Origin of the sequence: Deinococcus frigens DSM 12807 (genome assembly GCF_000701425.1) — a bacterium.
Lineage (GTDB): Bacteria > Deinococcota > Deinococci > Deinococcales > Deinococcaceae > Deinococcus > Deinococcus frigens.
On sequence record NZ_JNIW01000150.1, the window covers coordinates 1 to 1,025 of the forward strand.

Here is a 1,025-nt window from a genome sequence, read left to right on the forward strand (position 1 = left end):
GTTCGCGCTTTGTTCCCTGCTGGGCTTCCGGTTTGCTCCGCGTATTCGGGATCTGGGTGAAACCCGGCTGTACACCCCGGAAGCCGGGGCGTTATATGGGGTGTTGGAACCACTCGTGGCGCAGAAGCTGAATCTGCGCCTCATCCGGGATCACTGGGACGCGCTGCGCCGTCTAACGGTCTCTATCAAGTCGGGAACTGTGACCGCCTCGCTGATCCTGGGGAAGCTGGCGTCCTATCCCCGCCAGAATGGCCTGGCGCTGGCGTTGCGCGAGCTGGGGCGCGTGCAACGCACGTTATTCACGCTGGAATGGCTGCGCGATCCAGAACTGCGCCGCCGCGTTCTCGCGGGTTTGAACAAGGGTGAGGCCCTGCACGCCCTGAAACGGGCGGTGGCCTTTCACCGGAGCGGAGAGATACGGGACCGAACATTCGAGTCGCAGAGTCACCGGGCGAGCGGCCTGAATCTGGTGGTGGCGGCGATCAGCGTGTGGAATACGGTGTACCTGGGGCGGGCCGTGGCGGCGCTGCGGGCCGAGGGGCAGAATGTGCCGGATGAACTGCTGGCGCATATCTCGCCGCTGGGCTGGGAACACATCGGCCTGACGGGCGACTATCTCTGGCATCAGGAGCTGGTGCCGCAGCCGGGAACCTATCGGGAGCTGAGAAGCTGAATCCCGTGCTGGACGATGCTATCGCTTAGCGTACAAAAATTGCTGGATCGTGTCTTGACCCCTTTAAGCGCGCGCCGAATACAGCCGCCGTCAAATCTATGTCTTTCATGATGTGGACGGGGTGTCCCGGACAGGACCGGCCAGCCGTGCGACGCTATGTCAGATGACTGCTGGAGAATGTAGCGGGTACTGAGACTGATCTCATACCTGTCCCGCTCAGAGCAGGCGCATCACGATGGGGCAGTTGACGATCACGGCGCTGGAGCCGAACTTCTTGCCGCCGGGAGCGGTGATGAAGCCCTTCTGGACGATTCCGAGGTACTGGAACTCGTCGATGATCCGCGAGCGGTAG

General features: G+C 62.3%; 1 protein-coding gene. It reads left to right on the forward strand.

Features of this window, described 5'->3' with window-relative positions:
* Window positions 1-673, forward strand: a 673-nt coding sequence (locus Q322_RS0120080; RefSeq protein ID WP_029479604.1) for a Tn3 family transposase, incomplete at its 5' end; no start/stop codon positions are given.
* Between the last annotated feature and the right edge of the window lie 352 nt (window positions 674-1,025).